Here is a 22,272-nt window from a genome sequence, read left to right as displayed (position 1 = left end):
AAATGGAAAACATTAAAGTTGGCATAATAGGAGGAGCAGGATACACAGCGGGAGAGTTGATTAGATTATTAATCAATCATCCTGAAACTGAGATTGATTTTGTGTTCAGTACAAGTAATGCTGGAAACAAGATTAGTAAAGTGCATCAAGATTTAGTTGGTAGTTTAGATTTAAAATTTACAGATACTGTTAATCCAGATGTAGATGTATTGTTTTTGTGTTTAGGTCATGGAAATTCAGTTAAGTTTTTATCAAACAATGCGTTTTCTAAAAACACTAAAATCATCGATTTAGGAAATGATTTTAGATTAGAAGCCGGTAAGGTTTTTGATAATAAAACATTTGTTTACGGTTTGCCAGAATTGCAAAAAAATGACATTGAAAACGCAGACTATATAGCAAACCCAGGGTGTTTTGCAACAGCCATTCAGTTAGCACTATTGCCATTGGCAGATAAAGATTTGTTGAATGACGATGTACATATTAATGCAGTTACAGGTGCTACAGGAGCAGGGACTTCGTTGTCTGCAACAACACATTATACCTGGCGAGATAATAATTTTTCATATTACAAGCCATTTACACATCAGCATTTAGGAGAAATTAACCAGTCAGTAAAACAATTGCAAAATAATTTTTCTTCAGAGATTCTTTTTATGCCAAATAGAGGGAATTTTTCAAGAGGTATTTTCGCAACAGTTTATACCGATTTTGAAGGGACTGTTGAAGAAGCTAAAACTCTTTACAAGGAATATTACAAGGATGCGGCCTTTACCTTTGTGTCTGATGATAACTTACATTTAAAACAAGTAGTGAACACTAATAAGTGTTTAATTCATTTACATAAACACAACAATAAACTATTAATAACGAGTATTATAGATAACCTTTTAAAAGGAGCTTCTGGTCAAGCTATTCAGAACATGAATTTAATGTTTGGATTGGAAGAAACAACTGGGTTAGGATTGAAAGGGACGTACTTTTAGAAGCCTCCCACCCCTCCAAAGAAGGGGAATACGCATCCAGCAAAGGTGTTTAAAAAAATATTAATAGCTCTTAATTCCTCCCTTTTGGGGAGGTGGAGGGGCTTAAAAATAGAAATTATGAAAATAGCTATCATAGGAACGGGGAATTTAGGAAGTTCAATTGCAAAAGGACTTATTAAAAACAAATCGTTTACCTCATTATATTTAAGTGATAGAAACACAAAAGCGGTAAAGAGTTTTGAAACAGAGGAAAATGTTTCGGTGACTAGTGATAATGAATTAGCCGTTGAGAATTCAGATATTGTGATTTTTGCATTACAACCTAAGCATATAGACGGTGTTTTGGAAAGTGTGAAGGCTAAAATTACAAACAATCATATTATTATGTCTGTTGCAGCAGGAGTTGATACTGTGAGAATTGAAAATATTTTAGGAGCCGATAAAAAAATAATTAGAGTAATGCCTAATACAGCTATTTCAATAGGTAAATCTATGACTTGTATTGCGGCAAATGCGGCAGGGCAAGATGAAGTGCCTTTGGCTCAAGATATTTTTAATCAGTTAGGAACTACTATGGTAATTCCAGAAGATTTAGTGCAAGCGGCTACCGTTATTTGTGCAAGTGGTATTGCATTTTGGATGCGCTTGGTGCGTGCAACAACTCAAGGTGCTATTCAATTGGGATTTGAAGCTGAAGAAGCACATGAATTGGCAGTACAGACCTGTTTTGGTTCAGCCAGTTTATTAATAGAGTCTGGAAGACACCCAGAACAAGAAATTGATAGAGTAACGACACCTAGCGGATGCACCATTGAGGGCTTAAATGAAATGGAACATCAAGGATTAAGTTCCGCTTTAATTCAAGGGGTTGTAGCTTCGTTTGAAAAAATTAACCAACTTAAAAAGAATTAAAATGCCATTATTTGACGTTTATCCACTATATAATGTAACACCAGTTTCTGGAAAAGGTATTCATGTTTACGATGATAATGGAACCGAATATTTAGACCTATACGGAGGACATGCGGTGATTTCCATTGGGCATGCACATCCTAATTATGTGAAGGCTGTTACAAATCAAGTTGAAACTTTAGGGTTTTATTCTAACGCGATTCAAAATCCGTTACAAAAACAATTGGCAGATAAGATAGAAACGCTTTCAGGATGTAAAGGCTACGAATTATTTTTATGTAACTCTGGAGCCGAAGCTAATGAAAATGCTTTAAAGCTAGCCTCTTTTAAAACAGGAAAAAAGCGTGTTTTGGCTTTTAGTAATGGATTTCATGGGCGTACATCGGCAGCTGTTGCAGCAACCGATAATAAAAATATAATTGCACCAATAAATGCGCAACAAGCGGTGACTATTTTACCTTTAAATGATATTGAAGGCGTGAAAGCAGAACTGGAAAAAGGAGATGTTTGTGCAGTTATTGTTGAGTTTATTCAAGGTATTGGCGGATTAGACCAAGGTACAGCCGAATTCTTTGAAGCCATCGATAAACTTTGTAAAGCAAACAACACCATGTTTATTGCTGATGAAATTCAGTGTGGTTACGGACGTTCTGGTAAGTTTTTTGCATTTCAGCATTACGATGTAACCCCAGATATTATTTCTTTAGCAAAAGGCATGGGGAATGGATTTCCTATTGGTGGGATTTTAATTCATCCAGATATTAAATCAAAATACGGTATGCTGGGTACAACGTTTGGAGGAAACCATTTAGCGTGTGCTGCTGGGTTAGCCGTTTTAAATACCATTGAAGAAGAAAAATTGATTGCCAATGTAAATGTAATGTCTGAATATTTAATGTCGATTGCTAAAACCATTCCACAGATAAAAAAGATTAAAGGAAGAGGACTCATGCTTGGTTTAGAATTCGATTTTGAAGTTGGCGATTTACGCAAAGAACTCATTTACAATCATCATATGTTTACTGGCGGTGCAGCAAATAAAAAGCTGTTAAGAATACTACCACCATTAAATATTGAAAAGGAACATATTAATCAATTTTTTGACGCATTAAAAAAGGCGCTTAAAGAATTTGAGAAATAATAGTTAGAATGAGACTTAAAACTGTTTACTTGAACACTGAACACTGAACACTGAACACTGAACACTGAACACTGAACACTGAACACTGAACACTGAACACTGAAAAATGAATACTCTATTATCCATAGAAAAAAGAAATGCTGTTTTATTAAAAATGGCTGTTTTGTTAGAATCAGAAAGAGAAACCATCATTAAGATAAACAAAGATGATTTAGATGCTTACACGGGCGATGATATTTCTATGTTCGATCGTTTAAAAGTAGACGATGCCAAAGTTGATGAAATGATTAAATCTGTAACGCATTTAGCATCTCAAGAAGACCCTGTTGGCGTAGAGCGTTTTAGTTTTAAGCACGATAATGGTATGCAGGTGTATAACAAAACGGCATCGTTTGGAACAGTAATGATTATTTATGAATCGCGCCCAGATGTAACAGTAGAGGCGGCTGGAATTGCGTTTAAATCGGGTAATAAAATCTTATTAAAAGGCGGTAAAGAGTCGTTACGATCTAATTTAAAAATAGTTGAATTATGGCACCAAGCTTTAAAAGAAGATGGAGCATCAACCGATTGGGTTGAGTATTTACAATTCAACAGAACAGAAACACAAGCCTTTTTAGAAAAACCAACACAAAAGGTCGATTTAATCGTACCTCGTGGTGGCGAAAGATTGATTGCTTTTGTAAAACAACACGCAACCTGTCCAGTGATTATAAGTGGTCGCGGTAACAACTTTGTCTATGTTCATAGCGAAGCTAATTTAGATGTTGCTTTAGATGTTATTCTTAATGGGAAATCAAAAATATCAGCATGTAATGCAGTAGATAAAGTTTTAATAGATAAGAACCTTCCTAACAAGGAAGCATTTATTAAAACATTAATTTCAAAATTAAAAACATCTAATATAGAGATTTTGGGAGATGAAATAACATGTAAGTTTGATGAAGTTGAAGCGTTTGAATCTGATGCTATATGGTACGAAGAATTTTTAGATTACAAGATTGTTGTTGGAGAAATAGCATCGAATGAAGATACTATTGCTATGATTAATAAGTATTCTGGCGGACATTCGTCTTCAATCATAACAACTAATGAAGCCGAAGCTAAACTGTTTATGGAAAATGTAGATACAGCAGCAGTATATCATAACGCTTCAACACGTTTTACAGATGGCGGACAATTAGGTTTAGGTGGCGAGTTGGCTATAAGTACAGATAAATTACACCAAAGAGGTCCAATAGGCTTACAGCATTTGGTAACCAATAAGTGGTATGTTCATGGAAATGGACAAATAAGATAACCATGAAGAAGAAACGCATATTACTTAAAATAGGCTCGAATACCCTTACTAAAGAAACCGATAATATTTCGAGAGGTAAAATTGAAGATATTGCAAATCAAATAGCAAAGCTTCAAGATACTTGCGAGTTTATTATAGTGAGTTCTGGTGCCATAGCAGTAGCCAAACAGTTTGTGAAACTTGAAAGTAAACGTAAAGAGCTTTTTGTAAAACAAGCTTTAGCATCTATAGGGCAGCCACATCTTATTCGTATGTATCAAGAAACATTTAGAGAACTTGGTTTGCTAACCTCTCAGTGTTTATTGTCTTATTCAGATTTTGAAAAACAGGAAAGTAAAACCAATATTGTAAACACTATTAATGTATTGGTGAATAATAATTACATTCCAATTATCAATGAAAATGATACAGTTGCTACCGATGAAATTAAATTTGGAGATAACGATAAGCTAGGCGCTTTAACGGCATCACTTTTAGATGTTGATTTGTTTATTATAGCGACAAACACCAATGGTATTTATACTAAAGAATCGATTGAAAGTAATAAACCAGAAACTATAGAAATAGTTGAAGATTTTGATACCTTATTAAAGCAAGTTGTTAATTCAAAATCATCACATGGTAGTGGAGGTATGCAGTCTAAAATTGAAGCTGCGTCAGTTACCAAAAAAGCAAATATAGAAACTTGGATAGTAAATGGGTTAGAAGATAACTTTATAGTTAATGCTTTAGAGAGTAAAGTGTCGTTTACCAAAATAAAATAAATACAAGACCTGCTAGGTTTTAAAAACCTAACAGGTCTATAAATTAAACAAAGTATGTCTAATTTTGAGCTTAGTTATATAACCACAAAAAGCCCATTATATAAAGAAGCAGTAGAAATTAGAGAACAACTATTTTTTAAGAATATGGAAAATAGTTTAGATTTAATTAATGATGATTTTGAATTAGAAGGGATACATTTAGTGTGTTTGAATGAAGATGAGGTTATTGGTACAGGGCGTTTAAATATTGAAAAGGAGATAAGTATGATATCTCAAATGGCAATAAAATCATCTTATCAAAAACAAGGTATTGGAGCTAAAATATTAAAAGAGTTAATAAGGTTTAGCATAGAAAAAGGAATATCAAAAATAGAACTTAGTGCGAGAGAAACGGCAATAACGTTTTATGAAAAGTTTAATTTTAAACCTATGGGAGATAAATACCCATCAAACAAAACAGGAATTATTCATCAGTCGATGGTATTAAAAATAGATTAGATAAGACCTGCCAGGTTTTAAAAACCTGGCAGGTCTAAAAGAAAATAAATAAAGACCAACATGAAACATTACACTTCCATACATGATATAGAAGATATTAATTCGTGGATAGATGAGGCTAAAACGCTAAAAGCAAATCCATTAAAGCATATCGAATTAGGAAAAAATAAAACCTTAGGATTACTGTTTTTTAATTCCAGTTTACGTACCCGTTTAAGTACACAAAAAGCAGCTTTAAATTTAGGGATGAATCCTATCGTAATGAATGTTTCAGGAGATGCTTGGGGGTTAGAGTTTGAGGATGGAACGGTTATGAATGGCAATACAGCAGAACACATAAAAGAAGCTGCCGCTGTAGTCTCTCAATATTGTGATATTATTGCTGTTAGGGCATTTCCCTCTTTGACTGATAAATCAAAAGATGAAAGTGAGCAGGTCATAAATGCATTTAAAACCTATGCTTCGGTGCCTATTGTAAATATGGAAAGTGCTACAGGGCATCCATTACAAGGATTAACAGATGCGTTAACAATCTCTGAACATGCTAAAGTTTCAAAACCAAAAGTAGTATTGAGTTGGGCACCGCATACTAAAGCCTTACCGCATGCTGTAGCAAATAGTTTTGTACAAGCCATGCATAAAATGGATGTAGAGTTTGTTATTGCAAATCCAGAAGGCTATAATTTAAATCCAGAAATTACAGGTGATACTCCAATTTATCATAACCAAGAAGAAGCATTTAAAAATGCCGATTTTGTGTATACAAAAAACTGGAGTTCATACGAAGATTATGGAAAAGTTAATAATACAGACCCTAATTGGATGATTACCAAAGATAAAATAGGTGATGCTAAATTTATGCATTGTTTACCAGTAAGACGAAATGTAGTGGTTGAAGATGCGGTTTTAGATACAGACAGTTCGTTAGTTATTCAACAAGCCAATAATAGAACGTATGCAGCACAATTGGTGCTTAAAAAGCTATTAGAAAATTTATAAGTAATTTAAAAAGTTCCCTCTCTTTTGGAGAGGGCGGAGGGAGAGGCATGGAAAAACTATCCATAGTAAAAATAGGAGGAAATATCATAGAAGACGAAGCGTCTTTAAGTGCATTTCTAAAATTGTTTTCTGGTTTGGAAGGCAAGAAGATTTTAGTACATGGCGGAGGAAAACGTGCGACACATGTTGCTTCTAAATTAGGAATAGAATCTAAAATGATAAACGGTAGACGTATTACAGATGCCGAAACTTTAGAAGTCATTACCATGGTTTATGGCGGACTGGTAAATAAAAATATAGTAGCAAAATTACAAGCCTTAAATACTAATGCGATTGGTTTAACAGGAGCAGATATAAATAGTATCAAATCTGACAAGAGACCAGTGAAAGAAATCGATTTTGGTTATGTTGGTGATGTGAAACAGGTTGCTCATAATGCAATAAATAAATTAATTCAAGCTAATTTTACGCCAGTATTTTGTGCGATAACGCATGATGGTAACGGACAGTTACTAAACACGAATGCCGATACCATTACATCTCAGGTTGCAGTAGGAATGAGCGAATTATACGAAACCTCTATTTATTATTGTTTTGAGTTGAATGGCGTTTTAAAAGACATTAATGATAAAAATTCGGTCGTAAAGCATATTGATTCAGACACATATAAAGATTTATTAGAAAAAGGCATTATAGCCGATGGGATGCTGCCAAAACTGGAAAATTGTTTCGATGCGTTGCATAATGGAGTAAGCAAAATTAATATGGGAAATACCTCCATGTTAACCCAAGAAAATGATAATTTTACAACAATAACTTTATAACATGACGCAACAAGAATTAACAAATGATGCCATATCGCTTTTAAAGAAGTTGATAGAGACACAGTCGTTTTCATCAGAAGAAGATCAAACGGCCTTGCACATAGAAGATTGGTTTAAGCGTAATGATATTGATTATAAACGAACACAAAATAACGTTTGGGCGGTTAACAAATATTTTGATGCGAGCAAACCAAATATGCTGCTTAACTCGCATCACGATACTGTAAAGCCAAATAGTGCCTATACAAAAGATCCGCTTAAAGCTATTGTAGAAGATGGTAAATTGTACGGTTTAGGGAGTAACGATGCAGGAGGTTGCTTGGTGTCATTAATAGCAACATTTACATATTTTTATAATCATAAAGATTTAAAATATAATTTGGTTTTGGTCGCTTCTGCAGAAGAAGAAAGCAGTGGTCCGAATGGATTAAACAGTATGTTGAAAATCGTTCCTAAGATTGATGTTGCGATAGTAGGCGAACCAACCTTAATGAATTTAGCAGTGGCCGAAAAAGGTTTGGTAGTGTTTGATGCGGTTATTGAAGGGACTCCAAGTCATGCTGCACATCCAAACGATAATAATGCTATTTATAACACCATTGAAGCACTACAATGGTTTAAAGATTTAAAATTTGATAAAAGCTCTGAAGCTTTAGGGGATGTAAAATTAACAGTAACACAAGTTAATGCAGGAAAGCAGCATAATGTAGTACCTGCTCATGTAGATTTGGTGATTGATGTTCGTGTAAACGATGCGTACAGTAATGCAGAAATTGCTGAAATTTTACAAAAAAAGGCACCAGTTACAAGTATAACACCGCGTAGTTTACATTTAAATTCGTCATCCATACCAGTAGATCACGAATTGATTAAAGCAGGTGTCGCTATGGGAAGAACCACTTACGGATCGCCAACATTATCAGATCAAGCATGGTTGTCTTGTCCGTCTTTAAAATTAGGACCAGGAGATAGCACACGTTCGCATTCGGCAGACGAATTTATTTATTTGCGTGAAATTGAAGAAGGTATACAGATTTATATTGAATTGTTGGGGCGTGTGATCGTTTAAATATGATAATTGATAATATAATTCAGGAGTTTAAAGATCAAGGTGTAGAATTGAATTCTGGAACTTTTGAAAAGGATATTTCTGACCTTGAATTACATTTGAATTTTAAGTTTAAAGATGATTTTAAGGAATTTTATAAAAAAGTAAATGGATTTAAAAAAAGAGACTGGACTAAAGGAATGTTCTCTATATTTCCGCTAGAAAGAATTAAAGAGGAATATGATTTAAAAAAAGGAAAGAACAGTAACATTAATTTTATTCCTTTTTGTGATTTTTTAATTAATAGTCATTGGCTTGGGTTTTTAAGGGATAAAGAAGGTGTTTACAAGTATGATGACGAGCCAGAAAAAATCAGCAATACTTTTGAAGAAACTTTGTTGTTAATACTTGAAGGCTCGGAAAAAATATATTAAATAAAAATAATAGATCTGTCGGTTTATAAAACCTGACAGGTCTTATGTAAGTTTAGAAATAAATAATAATTAAAAATGAAGGTAGAGATTTCTGCCTTCGCAGAAATTTATGAAACTCTGGGATAAAGGCATATCAATCGATAAAAAAATAGAACAATTTACTGTTGGAAACGATAGAGAAATCGATATGCATATAGCAAAATATGATGTAATAGCCTCTAAGGCGCATGCAAAAATGCTTCAAAAAATCGGTATTATTTCTGTTGAAGAATTGGTAGAATTATTAACAGGTCTAAAAACTCTAGAAGAGCAAATAGAAAATGGTACGTTTGTTATTGATGAGCAGTTTGAAGATGTGCACTCTAAAATAGAATTCGAACTGACTAAATCTTTAGGCGACGTTGGGAAAAAAATCCATACAGCACGCTCCAGAAATGATCAGGTTTTAGTGGCTTGCCATTTATATTACAAAGACAACCTAAGTCTGATTAAAGATAAAACAAAAGTTCTTTTTGAGACCTTATTAGGATTAGCAGAAACGTATAAAGATAAAGTGTTACCAGGCTATACACATTTACAAGTGGCGATGCCATCATCATTTGGGTTGTGGTTTTCTGCCTATGCAGAGCTCATGATTGATGATGTATATTTATTGAATGCAGCTATTAAAACAGTTGATCAAAACCCATTAGGTTCTGCTGCAGGTTATGGAAGTTCGTTTCCAATAGATAGAGAGTTAACGACCAAAGAAATGGACTTTGCAACGTTAAAATATAATGTCGTAGCCGCACAGATGGGTAGAGGAAAAAATGAACGGACTATTGCTACAAGTTTAGGCGGTTTATGTAATACCATGGCGCGCTTTGCAATGGATGTGTGTTTATATATGAGTCAGAATTTTGGGTTTATTTCCTTTCCAGATGAATTAACTACAGGTAGTAGCATTATGCCTCATAAAAAGAACCCGGATGTGTTTGAGCTAATACGAGGAAAGTGTAACAAAATACAAGCTTTGCAGAGTGAAATGATCTTAATAACCAATAACTTACCAAGTGGTTATCATAGAGATTTTCAGTTATTAAAAGAAAACATTATTGCAGCTTTTGAGGATTTAAAAGACATCCTTGATATTTTTAATTATTCTATCCAGCAAATCATAGTGAAAGATGTTGATATAAATGACGATAAGTATAAATACCTTTTTACGGTAGACAATATCAATACATTGGTAGTAGAAGGACAAAGCTTTAGAGAAGCTTACCAAAAAATTGGCGGACAAGTTCAAGATGGAACTTACGTACCAGATACTTCTAAAAAACATACTCATGCAGGGAGTATTCACAATTTATGTTTAGATGAGATTAGGGCTAAGTTTCCTGAATAGTATTTTTTTAAGTTAGTCTTATGAAAACAATTTTATCATATATTTTTTTTCTTTTATGTATAGGAAATGTATTTTCTCAAACAGATGCAATTTCTAGAGTTTATGAGATTTGGGATGATAAGCCAGCACCGAATAGAGGTAGTGATTATTCTATAAAAAAGGCAAGAGGTTATCCTTATGATGAAGATTGGGAATTAAAATCTTATCCAATAGGTAATGGATATATGGGAGCTAACCTATTTGGAAGAACAGACACAGAACGTATTCAACTTACAGAAAAAACACTCGCCAATGAAGGTTTATATGGTATTGGAGGTCTAACAAGTTTTGCTGAAATTAATTTAGATTTTGGACATCAAAACCCTGAGAACTATAGAAGATCTGTAAATATAAATGAAGCTATAGCCTATGTAAACTATAACTATAAAGGTGTTGAATATACAAGAGAGCATTTTATTAGTTATCCAGACAATGTATTAGTAATAAAACTGAGTGCTAATAAAAAGGGTAAAGTGTCTTTTAAGCTTAGACCAAAAATACCATATCTAAGAGATTCCACAGAAATAAATACAAGAAGTGGAAAAATGAGAGTCCAGAATGATTTAATTACTATGTCTGGTTTTATTAACCACTTTAGCATTAATTATGAAGGGCAAATTAAAGTTATAAATGAAGGAGGGGAATTATCAACTAATCAAAAAGATGGTAGATCGGAGATTATTGTAAAAAATGCAGACAGTGTTATTTTGTTAATTGCAGCTGGAACAAACTATAAGTTGAGTGAATCCGTTTTTAATGAAGAAATTAACAACCAGAAATTAGACTCAAGTGTTTTTCCGCATGAAAAAGTAACAGCACTCATTAATTCCGCAACTATTAAAGGGTTTGAAAGACTGAAAGCAGACCATTTAAGCGATTACCAAAATTTATTTTCTAGGGTAGAACTTAATTTTAATAATGAAGTACCAAAAGGGACTACTAACGAATTACTTGAACACTATAAGTCGAAAGTTACAAGTCATTATCTAGAAGAATTAATGTTTCATTATGGGCGTTATTTACTTATTTCTACATCAAGAAAAGGTACCTTGCCATGCGGTTTGCAAGGTGTTTGGAGTCAATACGAAGTAACACCTTTTACAGGTGGTTTTTGGCATAACATTAATGTGCAAATGAATTATTGGGGTGCTTTTAATACCAATCTGGCAGAAACTTTCACACCTTATGTAGAGTTTCACGAGGCGTATCGCTCCAAAGCAAATAATTTAGCCACTGAATATCTTAAGAAGAATAACCCACAAGCGATAAATAATGTTAGTACAGACAATGGTTGGACTATAGGAACAGGAACTACGCCACATAAAATTGTTGGTCCAGGCGGTCATTCTGGTCCAGGTACAGGGGCGCTAACAAGTAAAATGTTTTGGGATTATTATGAGTTTACTATGGATACTACTTTTTTACGAGAAAAAGCATACCCTGCTCTTTTGGGTATGAGTAAGTTTCTTTCTAAAACGTTAGTTCCTGTTGGTGACGATTTATTACTTGTAAATCCATCAGCCTCTCCTGAGCAAAAACATGATGGAGTCAATTATATTACAGCTGGTACTACCTTTGATCAAGGATTGGTTTGGGAAAATCATAATGACTTACTTAAAGCTTCTGCGGTTCTTAACTTAAATGATGTGTTCTTGGAAGTTGTGAAGCATCAAATTAATAAACTAGACCCTATTGTTGTTGGTAAATCAGGACAAGTAAAAGAATTTAGAGAAGAAGAATTTTATGGCGAAATAGGTCAAAAAAAACATAGGCATATATCACACCTTTGTGCTTTATATCCAGGAACACTCATAAACTCAACTACAAAAGAATGGATGGATGCCTCTATTGTAACTTTAGATTTAAGAGGGAATAATACAACAGGTTGGGCTATGGCGCATAGAATGAATTTGCGAGCTAGAACTAAAGATGGTGAGCAAGCTCATAAAGTTTATACAAAATTTATAAAAGAACGTACGTTGCCAAATTTGTGGACAACGCATCCTCCTTTTCAAATAGATGGTAATTTTGGATGTATGGCAGGAGTTGCCGAAATGCTTCTGCAAAGTCATGAAGGTTATATAGAACCTCTTGCAGCACTTTCTAGTGCATGGAAAGATGGAGAATACAGGGGTTTGGTAGCTAGAGGGAATTTTGAGATCTCAACTGTTTGGAAGAATAGTAAGGCGGTTTCATTTGAAATCACCTCTAATAAAGGTGGCGTATGCCGTATTAAATATCCTGACATTGACAGTGCTATTTTAAAAGATGATTCTGGGGAAATAATACCTTACGTTATAGAAAAATCAGATGTCATTCATTTTAAAACTATTAAAAACGAACGTTATTTTATAGTTTTAAAATGATGTATTGATAATGAAGTGGTTTAAACTTTTTCAATTGGCTAAAAAATGATGCTTTTTTTCCCTTTTTTCGACTTTTTTTCCCTCCATAGCTATGCTATGCAACTCAAAAAAGGGCAAAAAATCATTAATTTTCGCTTTAATCCAAAAAGTTTAAACCACTTCAATTTAAAAAGAAAAGGAATCTATAAATCCATGATATAGCTAAATCATCATAATTTGACATAGGCGGAATTTTATATTAGACCTGCCAGGTTTTAAAAACCTAGCAGGTCTTTCGAAAGAAGTAAATCTAATTAATGACGATTTATTTTGATTTAGCTATATTATTTCGATATATATTCCTCGTGACGACTCAATAAAAAAGCACATCGGTTAGATGTGCTTTTCGTAAATCCCAAAAATTTTAATTTGGCGACTAACTCAAATAATTAAATAATTGTGGACTGTCCTAAATGTATGTTTGTAAAATTTAAATTAGTTTCTTCTGGATTATTTATAAAGTCTTCGATAAAATCACCCACTTTTGTCGTCGTAATATTATCGTATTTTGTGTTTAAATCGGGTGTTGTTATATGAAGTTTTAGCGATTTGTCTACACCATGTCTTATTAAATCGGCTTCTTCATCTAAACCAAAATGGCTTAATAGCATAGCTGCAGATAAAATGGATGCAATAGGATTAGCGATTCCTTTATTAGCGGCTTTAGTATAAGCACCGTGAATAGGCTCAAACATGGCATGCTTATCACCAATAGATGCAGATGCTAACAAACCTATAGAACCTACAATAACGCTGGCTTCTTCAGATAGAATATCTCCAAACATATTTTCGGTTAAAATAACGTCAAACTGTCTCGGATTAATAATAAGTTCCATAGCGGCATTATCTATATATAGATAGTTCAATTTTACATCAGGGTATTGCGAGGCTAATTCTTGAACCACTTTACGCCATAAGCGAGAACTAGCCAAAACATTGGCTTTATCTACCAAAGTTAATTTATGCCTTCTGGATTGTGCGGCTTTAAATGCTAAATGTGCAATGCGTTCTATTTCAGAACGCGTATATTGACAAATATCGGATGCCGTATTGCCATCATCACTTAGTTTTTTTTCGCCAAAATAAATACCACTGGTAAGTTCGCGGTAAATAAGAATATTGGTATTCTTAATTTGCTTTATCTTTAATGAAGATTTGTTTAGCAAATCTTCATAAGCAATAACAGGCCTTATATTAGTGTACAAATCCAACACTTTACGAAGCCCTAAAAGACCTTGTTCCGGTCTTATTTTTGTATTAGGATCATTATCGTATTTTGTATTACCAATAGCTCCAAATAAAATAGCATCTGCGTTTTCGCAAATGCTTATGGTTTCTTCTGGTAAAGGATTTCCTGTTTTATCTATTGCAGCTGCCCCAACTAATCCGGTTTCGAAAGTAAATACATGGTTAAACTCCATAGCAATAGCTTTCAAAGCCTTTACGGCTTGAGCTGTGACTTCTGGACCTATACCATCGCCTGGTAAAACGGCAATATTTAGTTTCATTTCATTATTTACTTTTGTCATTCCCGTGAATCCCGATAACTATCGGGAGGGAATCTCTTGTTTTAAGCAGAAGTAATTTCATTATATACTTTGCTGTTTTCTATAATTTCATGAATATCATTATCATTAACTTCTTTCTTTTTGTCGGCAAAATCTAAGAAATTCATATAAATTTCATCCAACTGAAGTTTTGTTAATTCATATCCAACATTTTTGGCTCTATAAGCTAATGCTGCTCTACCACTTCTGGCAGTTAGCACAATAGCAGACTCTGTTACTCCTACATCTTTAGGGTCTATAATTTCGTAAGTTTCACGATTTTTAATAACCCCATCTTGGTGAATCCCCGAACTATGAGCAAATGCATTAGCCCCAACAATTGCTTTATTTGGTTGTGTATAAATACCCATACTATCTGAAACCAGTTGACTAATACCATAAAGCATTTCGGTTTGTATTCTAGTGTCTAGATTTAAATACGGGTGTTGTTTTAAAATCATGACGACTTCTTCTAAAGCCGTATTTCCGGCGCGTTCACCAATACCATTAATAGTACATTCAATTTGTCTGGCACCATTAATAACACCTTCAATAGAGTTAGCTGTTGCTAAACCCAGATCGTTATGGCAATGGCAAGATAAAATAGCTTTGTCAATACCTTTTACGTTTTCTTTTAAGTATTTAATTTTAGCTCCGTATTCATGTGGCAAACAGTAACCAGTAGTATCTGGAATATTTAAAACAGTTGCACCAGCTTTAATAACAGCTTCACAAACTCTTGCTAAATATTCGTTATCGGTTCTACCAGCATCTTCAGCATAAAACTCTACATCTTCAACAAAAGATTTAGCATAACTAACCGCCTTAACAGCACGTTCTATGATAGCTTCTTGTGTCGACTTAAATTTGAATTTTATATGAGATTCAGAGGTGCCAATACCGGTATGAATTCTTGGTGTTTTAGCATATTTTAATGCCTCGGCAGCTACTTTTATATCATTTTCAACAGATCGTGTTAAACCACAAACAGTGGCATTTTTTACGATTTTAGAAATAGCATCAACCGATTTGAAATCGCCAGGACTAGATACGGGAAACCCAGCTTCAATAATATCAACTCCTAAATTATCTAACTGCTCTGCAATGATTAATTTTTGCTCAGTATTTAATTTACAACCAGGAACTTGCTCACCATCTCGAAGCGTAGTATCAAAAATTTGGACGTTATTGCTAGACATTTATTAAAATATATTTTCTTATTGTATTACGAATTTATATTTTGGTTTCCTAAAAAGCACAATAGATGCTTTTGCTTTTACGATGTTTAACTCGTTGATTGTCTTATTAATCAACTGAAAATCAGCATTTTAATATTGTTTTTACAACTATGACAAGAGAGCAAAAAGATAACTTGTTTGTATTAATAAAGTCACTATCTAAATCTGAAAAGAGGCAGTTTAAACTTTATGTTGGTCGTTTGGGAGTAAATGAAGACTCAAAATTCTTGACACTCTTTAATATTCTTGATAAACTTTCTGTCTACGATGAAGCCGTTATTCTTAAAAAAGGCATTGTAAAAAAACAGCAACTTTCCAATTTAAAAGCGCATTTATATAAGCAAATTTTAATTAGTTTAAGGCTAAACCCTTCTCATCAAAATATTAGAATTCAAATTCGCGAACAATTAGATTTTGCCACCATTTTATATCATAAAGGGCTATATAAACAAAGTTTAAAAATACTGGATAAATCTAAAAGTTTGGCCATTGCCAATGAAGAAAAGAATATTGCTTATGAAATTGTAGAGCTTGAAAAAATAATTGAATCTCAATATATTACCAGAAGTCTTAATAATAGAGCAGATGAGTTGTCTGTACAGGCAAAAGAATTAAGTCAGCAAAATGTCATAGCCAGTAAATTGTCTAATTTATCACTTCAATTGTATGGTCTGTTTTTAAAAACAGGTTATATAAAAGATGATAAGGAAAATCGTAGAGTCACTAAATATTTTAACGACAGGCTACCAAAATATGATATAAATGAATTAGGTTTTAGAGAAAAACTTTGGTTATATAAGGCTTATTTGTGGTATAGTTTTTTAACCTCAGATTTTTTAGCAAGTTATAAGTATGCTTCTAAATGGGTAGGTCTATTTTATGGAAATAAAGATATGATTATCTTAAACCCTGTCTTTTTTTTAAAAGGAAATCACTATTTGCTCGAAGCATTATTTTATTTAAGGCAGTATGAGAAATTTAAAGAAACCCTTTTAAATTTAGAAGCCGTTACAAAAGAAAAATGGTTCCCTATTGATGATAATGTAGAAGGGTTAACGTTTTTATACATTTATAATAATAAATTCAACTTACACTTTATTAATGGGAGTTTTGAAGCTGGTTTACCTTTAATTGATGAGGTCTTAGAGCGTTTAAAAAACTATAAAGACCGTATTGATGAACATCACATTATGGTATTCTATTACAAGATTGCAAGTATGTATTTTGGTGTAGGAGAGAATAAAAAGTGTATTTACTTTTTAGAAAAAATAATAAGCAACAAATCATTACAAATGCGTGAAGATTTATTGTGTTTTTCAAGAATATTAAACCTTGTAGCACATTACGAAGCAGGGTTGGATTATAATTTAGATGTTTTAATTAGAAGTACTTATAAGTTTTTAATTAAAATGGAAGATTTATATGAAGTGCAAAAAGAGTTTATTAAGTTTTTAAGAGGATTAGGCGACATTTATCCTAATGAAGTTAGGAAAGAATTTATAAAATTACATAAAAAATTGAAAGAGTTTGAAAACGACCCTTATCAAAGTCGCGCCTTTTTATATTTAGATATTATTTCGTGGTTAGAATCGAAAATTCAGAACAGACCGATTGGTTTAGTCATTAGAAATAAGTTCCATGATATGAAGCATAAATAGATTTGGTTGAGAGAAAAATAAAAATTTCTATCAAAAAATTTGGATATTAACTTTTTCTGAACGAATATTTGCATTCACAAAGTTCAATCACTTATTGAAATGTTATCAAGAAAGGCGGAGGGATTAGACCCGATGAAACCTTAGCAACCCTTTATTAATAAAGAAGGTGCTAAATTCTACCCCGTCCTAAAATTGTTGAATTTATTTTCAGTACAGTTTCAGGATTTAACGGATAGATAACCAAACGAAATTACTTTTAGTAATTTTTAAATTTTCTTTATAACATTTTTCTATTAAGTACGCTTTTATAAGCGCATTTGACTTTTGGTTTATTTAATAATTAACTAAAAAATTAGAAAAATGAGTACACAAAAATTAGCAACAAACGCATTACATGCAGGGCATGATGTTACAACTAATGGAGGTACTAGAGCAGTACCTATCTATCAAACAACATCCTATGTTTTTAACAATTCAGATCATGCAGCAAATCTGTTTTCATTAAAAGAGTTAGGGTTTATTTATACCAGGCTTAATAATCCAACCAATCAAATTCTTCAAGAACGTCTAGCTGCTGTAGAAGGCGGTATTGGAGCAGTTGTATTTGCTTCGGGAACGGCTGCCATTTCAACAGGATTATTAACGCTTTTAAAAGCAGGAGATCATATTGTAGCATCCAGTAGTTTATATGGAGGAACCTATAATTTATTAAGTGTAACCTTGCCAAGATTAGGTATTACTACAACATTTGTAGATGCTTCTAATCCTGATAATTTTAAAGATGCAGTACAAGACAATACGAGAGCATTTTTTGTAGAATCTTTAGGGAATCCAAAATTAGATGTTTTAGATTTAGAAGCAATTGCCGTACACTCTAAAGCAGCAGGCGTGCCTTTTATTGTTGATAATACGGTAGCAACTCCGATATTATTAAACCCATTAAAGCATGGAGCAAATATTGTAATTCACTCGCTTACTAAATATATTGGTGGTCAAGGAACCTCTTTAGGAGGTGCTATTATTGATGGCGGTACTTTTGATTGGGCAAACGGAAAATTTCCTGAATTTACAGAACCTTCAGCCGGGTATCATGGCTTAGTTTATAATGAAGCCTTAGGAGCAGCGGCATATACTTTTAAATTAATTTTAGAAGGGCTAAGAGATTTTGGTGGTGCTTTAAGTCCAACAAACGCATTCAATATTATTCAAGGTTTGGAAACCCTGCCGGTAAGAATAAAACAACATAGCAAAAATGCTTTAGAACTTGCAAAATGGTTAGAAAAACAAGATGAAGTTACTTGGGTTAATTATCCAGGTTTAGAAAGTAATAAATACAAAGCTTTAGCAGATAAATATTTATCCAAAGGACAAAGTGGTATTGTTACATTTGGTGCAAAAGGAGGCTACGATGCTGCTAAAACAATAGCAGATAAGACTAAGATATTTTCATTATTAGCTAATATAGGAGATACTAAATCGCTAATTATTCATCCAGCAAGTACAACGCACCAACAACTAAGTAATGAATCACAAGAATCAGCTGGTGTGACTCAAGACCTCATCAGGTTATCGGTTGGTTTAGAAGATATCGAAGATTTAAAAGCCGATTTAAAAGCTGCTTTTGGTGAAATTTAAGCTTTAAATAACTGTTAATGAAAGATACATTGTCACATATTGTAATTCCAAATTACACAACCGAAAAAGGTGTTTTAGTCTCAGAAATTAAACTGAGTTATCAGCTTTTTGGTAAAGCTTTATCCACAGCGCCAGTAGTTTTGGTAAACCATGCTTTAACTGGTAACAGTAATGTTGCCGGAGAAGATGGTTGGTGGAAAGAATTAGTAGGTGCCAATAAAGTAATAGATACTAATTTATATACTGTTTTAGCATTTAATATTCCAGGGAATGGTTTTGATGGTTTTGTAATCGATAACTATAAAGATTTTGTTGCCAGAGATATTGCGAAATTGTTTTTAACAGGCCTTAAAGAATTAAATACCGGTAGGCTTTTCGCTATCATAGGAGGTTCCTTAGGAGGTGGTATTGCTTGGGAAATGGCTGTTATAAAACCAGATGTTTCAGAGCATTTAATACCTGTAGCAACCGATTGGAAATCGACTGACTGGCTCATTGCTAATTGCCAAATACAAGAACAGTTTTTGTTAAATTCGAGAAACCCGGTACATGATGCCAGAATGCATGCCATGTTATGTTACCGCACTCCAGAATCATTCAAAGAACGTTTTCACCGCTCTAAAAATGAAGATTTAGAGATTTTTAATGTAGAAAGTTGGTTACTACATCACGGTAAAAAATTGCAGGAACGCTTTCAATTATCGGCTTATAAATTGATGAATCAATTATTAAAAACGATTGATGTTACTAAAAACAGAGCCGACGATTTTAATACTGAATCAAGTACGGCACAGGTTGTTTTAGAACGCATTGATGCTAATATCCATATTGTGGGCGTAGATTCCGATTTGTTTTTTACAGCAGAAGAAAACAGACAAACCCACAAGCAGTTGGCATTAACGCATCCTAATGTGACTTACAATGAGATACATTCAGTACATGGGCATGATGCATTTTTAATGGAATACGAACAATTAGAAAAAATTATAGAAGGCATTTTTGTGCCGGATTCTAAAAAAAGAAAAATGAAAGTATTAAAATTTGGAGGAAAATCTTTAGCCAATGGAGATGGTTTAGAGAAAGTGCTTTCCATTATTGAAAATAAAGTCAAGAACGGTGAGAGAATTACCATTGTAGTTTCTGCAAGGGGTCAGGCTACAGACGAACTGGAAGGGGTTTTAAATAAAGCTTTAAAAGGAGCATCTTTTCAGGATGCATTAGATGCTTTTAAAACATACCAAAAAGCACCGTTAAAAACCATAGATTTTTCCGAACAGTTTTCAATTCTCGAAAAGCTTTTTGAAGGTGTTAGCTTATTACGCGATTGCAGTCAAAAAACAAAAGATGAAATTTTGGCTCAGGGTGAATTATTGTCTATTAAATTGGTTTCGGCATTGCTTAATCAACGTGGTATTAAAGCAAAAGCTACCGATGCCAGAGAATTAATTAAAACCGATGACGCCTTTGGTAATGCACAACCTATTTCACAGTTGACCAAAGATAATGTTAGGCACTATTTTAAACAAAATAATGGTGATACGGTTAATATTGTTTCTGGGTTTATAGCGTCTAATTCGAAAAATGAAACAACCACTTTAGGTAGAAATGGAAGTAATTATACAGCAGCTTTATTGGCCAATTATTTAGATGCCGAAGAGTTGCAAAACTATACCCATGTAAATGGTATTTATACAGCCAATCCGGATTTGGTTGCCGATGCACAAAAAATTAGAGAATTGTCGTTTAGTGAGGCGAATGAGTTAGCTAATTTCGGAACCACCATTTTGCATGCCAAAACCATTATTCCTTTAGTAGAAAAGAATATAAGCCTTCGTATTTTAAATACGTTTAATTCAGATGATGAAGGCACTTTAATTACAGCCAAACCAAGTTCTAAAGAAGTAACATCCTTATCAGTTTTAGATGATGTCGCTCTATTGAATTTAGAAGGACGTGGTTTGTTAGGCAAGATAGGAGTGGATGCCAGAATTTTTAAAGCTCTTAGTATTCATGATATTAGTGTAAGTATTATTTCTCAAGGGTCATCAGAAAGAGGTATCGGATTAATTATAAATGCAGAACAGGCAACACAAGCAGTTATAGCATTAGAACGTGAATTTGAAAACGATTTTTACTCGCAAGATGTTAATAAGATTGAAGTAATAGATGATGTTTCTGTAATCTCAATTATAGGAATTGAATTAAGCTCGTTCCATAAACCATTTAATGCATTAATTAAAAACCAGATTACACCTTTATTGTTTAACAATACAGTGACAGGAAGGAATGTGAGTTTAGTGGTTAAAAAGAATCAATTGCATAAAGCCATGAATGTAATTCATGGTGAGATTTTCGGAATTTCAAAAAAGATAAATATTGCCATTTTTGGACACGGTTTAGTAGGTGGCGCTTTAATCAATCAGATTTTAAAGTCGAAAGACGATATAGAAAAAAGAAAAGGTATTAACCTGAATGTATTTGCAATTGCTAATTCTAAAAAACTCCTTTTAAACAAAAATGGTGTAGAAAATAATTGGCAGGAGAATATAAAATTGACATCACAAGAAAGTTCTATACAAGACATTATCGATTTTACGAAAGCACACCATTTAGAAAATTTAATTGCAGTAGATAATACAGCAAGTTCAGATTTTCACACAAATTATGTGCCGTTGGTAGAAGCCGGTTTCGATTTGGTATCATCAAATAAAATAGCCAATACAATTTCACATCAGTTTTATTCGGAGTTGCGTTTGCAATTAGAAGAAAACAATAAGCAATATTTATATGAAACTACGGTAGGAGCTGGTTTACCGTTAATAGATACCATCAAACTATTGCATGAATCTGGAGAGAATATTACCAGAATACGAGGGGTTTTCTCAGGAACATTGAGCTATTTATTTAATAATTTTTCAGTACAAGATAAACCGTTTAGTGTCATTGTTCAAGAGACCATCGATAAAGGTTTTACAGAACCAGACCCAAGAGAAGATTTTTCTGGAAACGATGTTGCCAGAAAGTTGTTAATTTTAGCCAGAGAGTTAGACCTTCAAAATGAATTTGAAGATGTAGCAGTTCAAAATTTAATTCCAGAAGCCTATCAGAATATTTCAGTTCAGGAGTTTTTAAGTCAGTTGGATGTTTTAGATGACGAATTTCAAAAGATAAAAGATGCGCAAGAGGAAGGTCATGTACTAAGATACGTAGGTGATTTATTTGGAGATTTATCTCAAGATAAAGGAAATTTAGAAGTAAAACTAGTATCAATTCCTGAAGATAGTACACTAGGTCATGTAAAAGGATCGGATGCTATTTTCGAAATTTTCACAGAATCTTATGGAGAACAACCCATAGTAATTCAAGGAGCTGGAGCTGGAGCCGAAGTAACAGCAAGAGGTGTTTTTGGAGATATTTTGAGGTTGTCTAAACATATTAATTGAAAATAAATAGACCTGCC

General features: G+C 33.3%; 17 protein-coding genes and 1 riboswitch. Of the genes, 15 read left to right on the top strand and 2 right to left on the bottom strand.

The genetic code is table 11. From position 1 onward, the window contains the following. Nucleotides 1-2: 2 nt before the first annotated feature. From argC to Q4Q35_RS21185, 12 genes are all read left to right on the top strand, one after another. The gene (gene argC, locus Q4Q35_RS21240) at nucleotides 3-986 is read left to right on the top strand and encodes an N-acetyl-gamma-glutamyl-phosphate reductase (protein WP_303280071.1); all 984 of its coding nucleotides are present in this window, start codon (nucleotides 3-5) and stop codon (nucleotides 984-986) included. Between the two features lie 117 nt (nucleotides 987-1,103). Beyond that, entirely contained in the window at nucleotides 1,104-1,898 is a 795-nt protein-coding gene (gene proC, locus Q4Q35_RS21235) for a pyrroline-5-carboxylate reductase (RefSeq protein WP_303280070.1), read from the top strand. Nucleotide 1,899: 1 nt separating this feature from the next. Further along, nucleotides 1,900-3,039, top strand: a complete 1,140-nt coding sequence (locus Q4Q35_RS21230) for an aspartate aminotransferase family protein (RefSeq protein ID WP_303280069.1) — start codon at nucleotides 1,900-1,902, stop codon at nucleotides 3,037-3,039. 106 nt (nucleotides 3,040-3,145) lie between these two features. Further along, entirely contained in the window at nucleotides 3,146-4,339 is a 1,194-nt protein-coding gene (locus tag Q4Q35_RS21225; protein WP_303280068.1) for a glutamate-5-semialdehyde dehydrogenase, read from the top strand. Between the two features lie 2 nt (nucleotides 4,340-4,341). Beyond that, nucleotides 4,342-5,103 carry a glutamate 5-kinase gene (gene proB, locus Q4Q35_RS21220; RefSeq protein WP_303280067.1) on the top strand — a complete coding sequence of 254 codons (762 nt, stop codon included), beginning with the start codon at nucleotides 4,342-4,344 and terminating at the stop codon, nucleotides 5,101-5,103. Nucleotides 5,104-5,157: 54 nt separating this feature from the next. Continuing rightward, complete coding sequence (locus Q4Q35_RS21215; RefSeq protein ID WP_303280066.1) at nucleotides 5,158-5,601, top strand: GNAT family N-acetyltransferase; 444 nt, start codon at nucleotides 5,158-5,160, stop codon at nucleotides 5,599-5,601. A gap of 60 nt (nucleotides 5,602-5,661) precedes the next feature. Continuing rightward, nucleotides 5,662-6,600: an N-acetylornithine carbamoyltransferase gene (locus tag Q4Q35_RS21210; protein ID WP_303280065.1), complete on the top strand. Its 939-nt coding sequence runs from the start codon at nucleotides 5,662-5,664 to the stop codon at nucleotides 6,598-6,600. Nucleotides 6,601-6,647: 47 nt separating this feature from the next. Next, the gene (gene argB / locus Q4Q35_RS21205) at nucleotides 6,648-7,424 is read left to right on the top strand and encodes an acetylglutamate kinase (RefSeq protein ID WP_303280064.1); all 777 of its coding nucleotides are present in this window, start codon (nucleotides 6,648-6,650) and stop codon (nucleotides 7,422-7,424) included. Between the two features lies 1 nt (nucleotide 7,425). Continuing rightward, a complete protein-coding gene (locus tag Q4Q35_RS21200; RefSeq protein ID WP_303280063.1) occupies nucleotides 7,426-8,493 on the top strand; it encodes a M20 family metallo-hydrolase in 1,068 nt (355 codons plus the stop codon). 2 nt (nucleotides 8,494-8,495) lie between these two features. Then, the gene (locus Q4Q35_RS21195; protein WP_303280062.1) at nucleotides 8,496-8,906 is read left to right on the top strand and encodes an SMI1/KNR4 family protein; all 411 of its coding nucleotides are present in this window, start codon (nucleotides 8,496-8,498) and stop codon (nucleotides 8,904-8,906) included. Between the two features lie 109 nt (nucleotides 8,907-9,015). Next, entirely contained in the window at nucleotides 9,016-10,290 is a 1,275-nt protein-coding gene (argH, locus tag Q4Q35_RS21190; RefSeq protein ID WP_303280061.1) for an argininosuccinate lyase, read from the top strand. Between the two features lie 20 nt (nucleotides 10,291-10,310). After that, complete coding sequence (locus Q4Q35_RS21185) at nucleotides 10,311-12,695, top strand: glycoside hydrolase family 95 protein (protein WP_303280060.1); 2,385 nt, start codon at nucleotides 10,311-10,313, stop codon at nucleotides 12,693-12,695. Nucleotides 12,696-13,123: 428 nt separating this feature from the next. On the opposite strand, the gene leuB is transcribed toward Q4Q35_RS21185, so the two are convergent. Both leuB and Q4Q35_RS21175 read right to left on the bottom strand, forming a co-directional pair. Next, the gene (gene leuB / locus Q4Q35_RS21180) at nucleotides 13,124-14,242 is read right to left on the bottom strand and encodes a 3-isopropylmalate dehydrogenase (protein WP_303280059.1); all 1,119 of its coding nucleotides are present in this window, start codon (nucleotides 14,240-14,242) and stop codon (nucleotides 13,124-13,126) included. A gap of 62 nt (nucleotides 14,243-14,304) precedes the next feature. Beyond that, a complete protein-coding gene (locus Q4Q35_RS21175) occupies nucleotides 14,305-15,480 on the bottom strand; it encodes a 2-isopropylmalate synthase (protein WP_303280057.1) in 1,176 nt (391 codons plus the stop codon). Nucleotides 15,481-15,629: 149 nt separating this feature from the next. On the opposite strand from Q4Q35_RS21175, the gene Q4Q35_RS21170 reads away from it, so the two are divergent. The 3 genes from Q4Q35_RS21170 (at nucleotide 15,630) to thrA (ending at nucleotide 22,255) form a co-directional block, all read left to right on the top strand. Then, nucleotides 15,630-17,177, top strand: coding sequence for a hypothetical protein (locus Q4Q35_RS21170; protein ID WP_303280056.1), 1,548 nt, complete (start codon nucleotides 15,630-15,632; stop codon nucleotides 17,175-17,177). Between the two features lie 99 nt (nucleotides 17,178-17,276). Beyond that, a riboswitch (SAM riboswitch) is annotated at nucleotides 17,277-17,379 on the top strand. 158 nt (nucleotides 17,380-17,537) lie between these two features. Further along, nucleotides 17,538-18,812 (top strand): O-acetylhomoserine aminocarboxypropyltransferase/cysteine synthase family protein, encoded by a 1,275-nt coding sequence (locus Q4Q35_RS21165; RefSeq protein ID WP_303280055.1) that lies wholly within the window; start codon nucleotides 17,538-17,540, stop codon nucleotides 18,810-18,812. Nucleotides 18,813-18,829: 17 nt separating this feature from the next. Continuing rightward, on the top strand, nucleotides 18,830-22,255 hold the full coding sequence (thrA, locus tag Q4Q35_RS21160; protein ID WP_303280054.1) for a bifunctional aspartate kinase/homoserine dehydrogenase I: 3,426 nt from the start codon (nucleotides 18,830-18,832) through the stop codon (nucleotides 22,253-22,255). Nucleotides 22,256-22,272 lie beyond the last annotated feature (17 nt).

This window comes from Flavivirga aquimarina (assembly GCF_030540835.1).
GTDB lineage: Bacteria > Bacteroidota > Bacteroidia > Flavobacteriales > Flavobacteriaceae > Flavivirga > Flavivirga aquimarina.
Note: the sequence above shows the minus strand (reverse complement) of the source record. Positions and strands in the feature narration are given on the sequence as shown.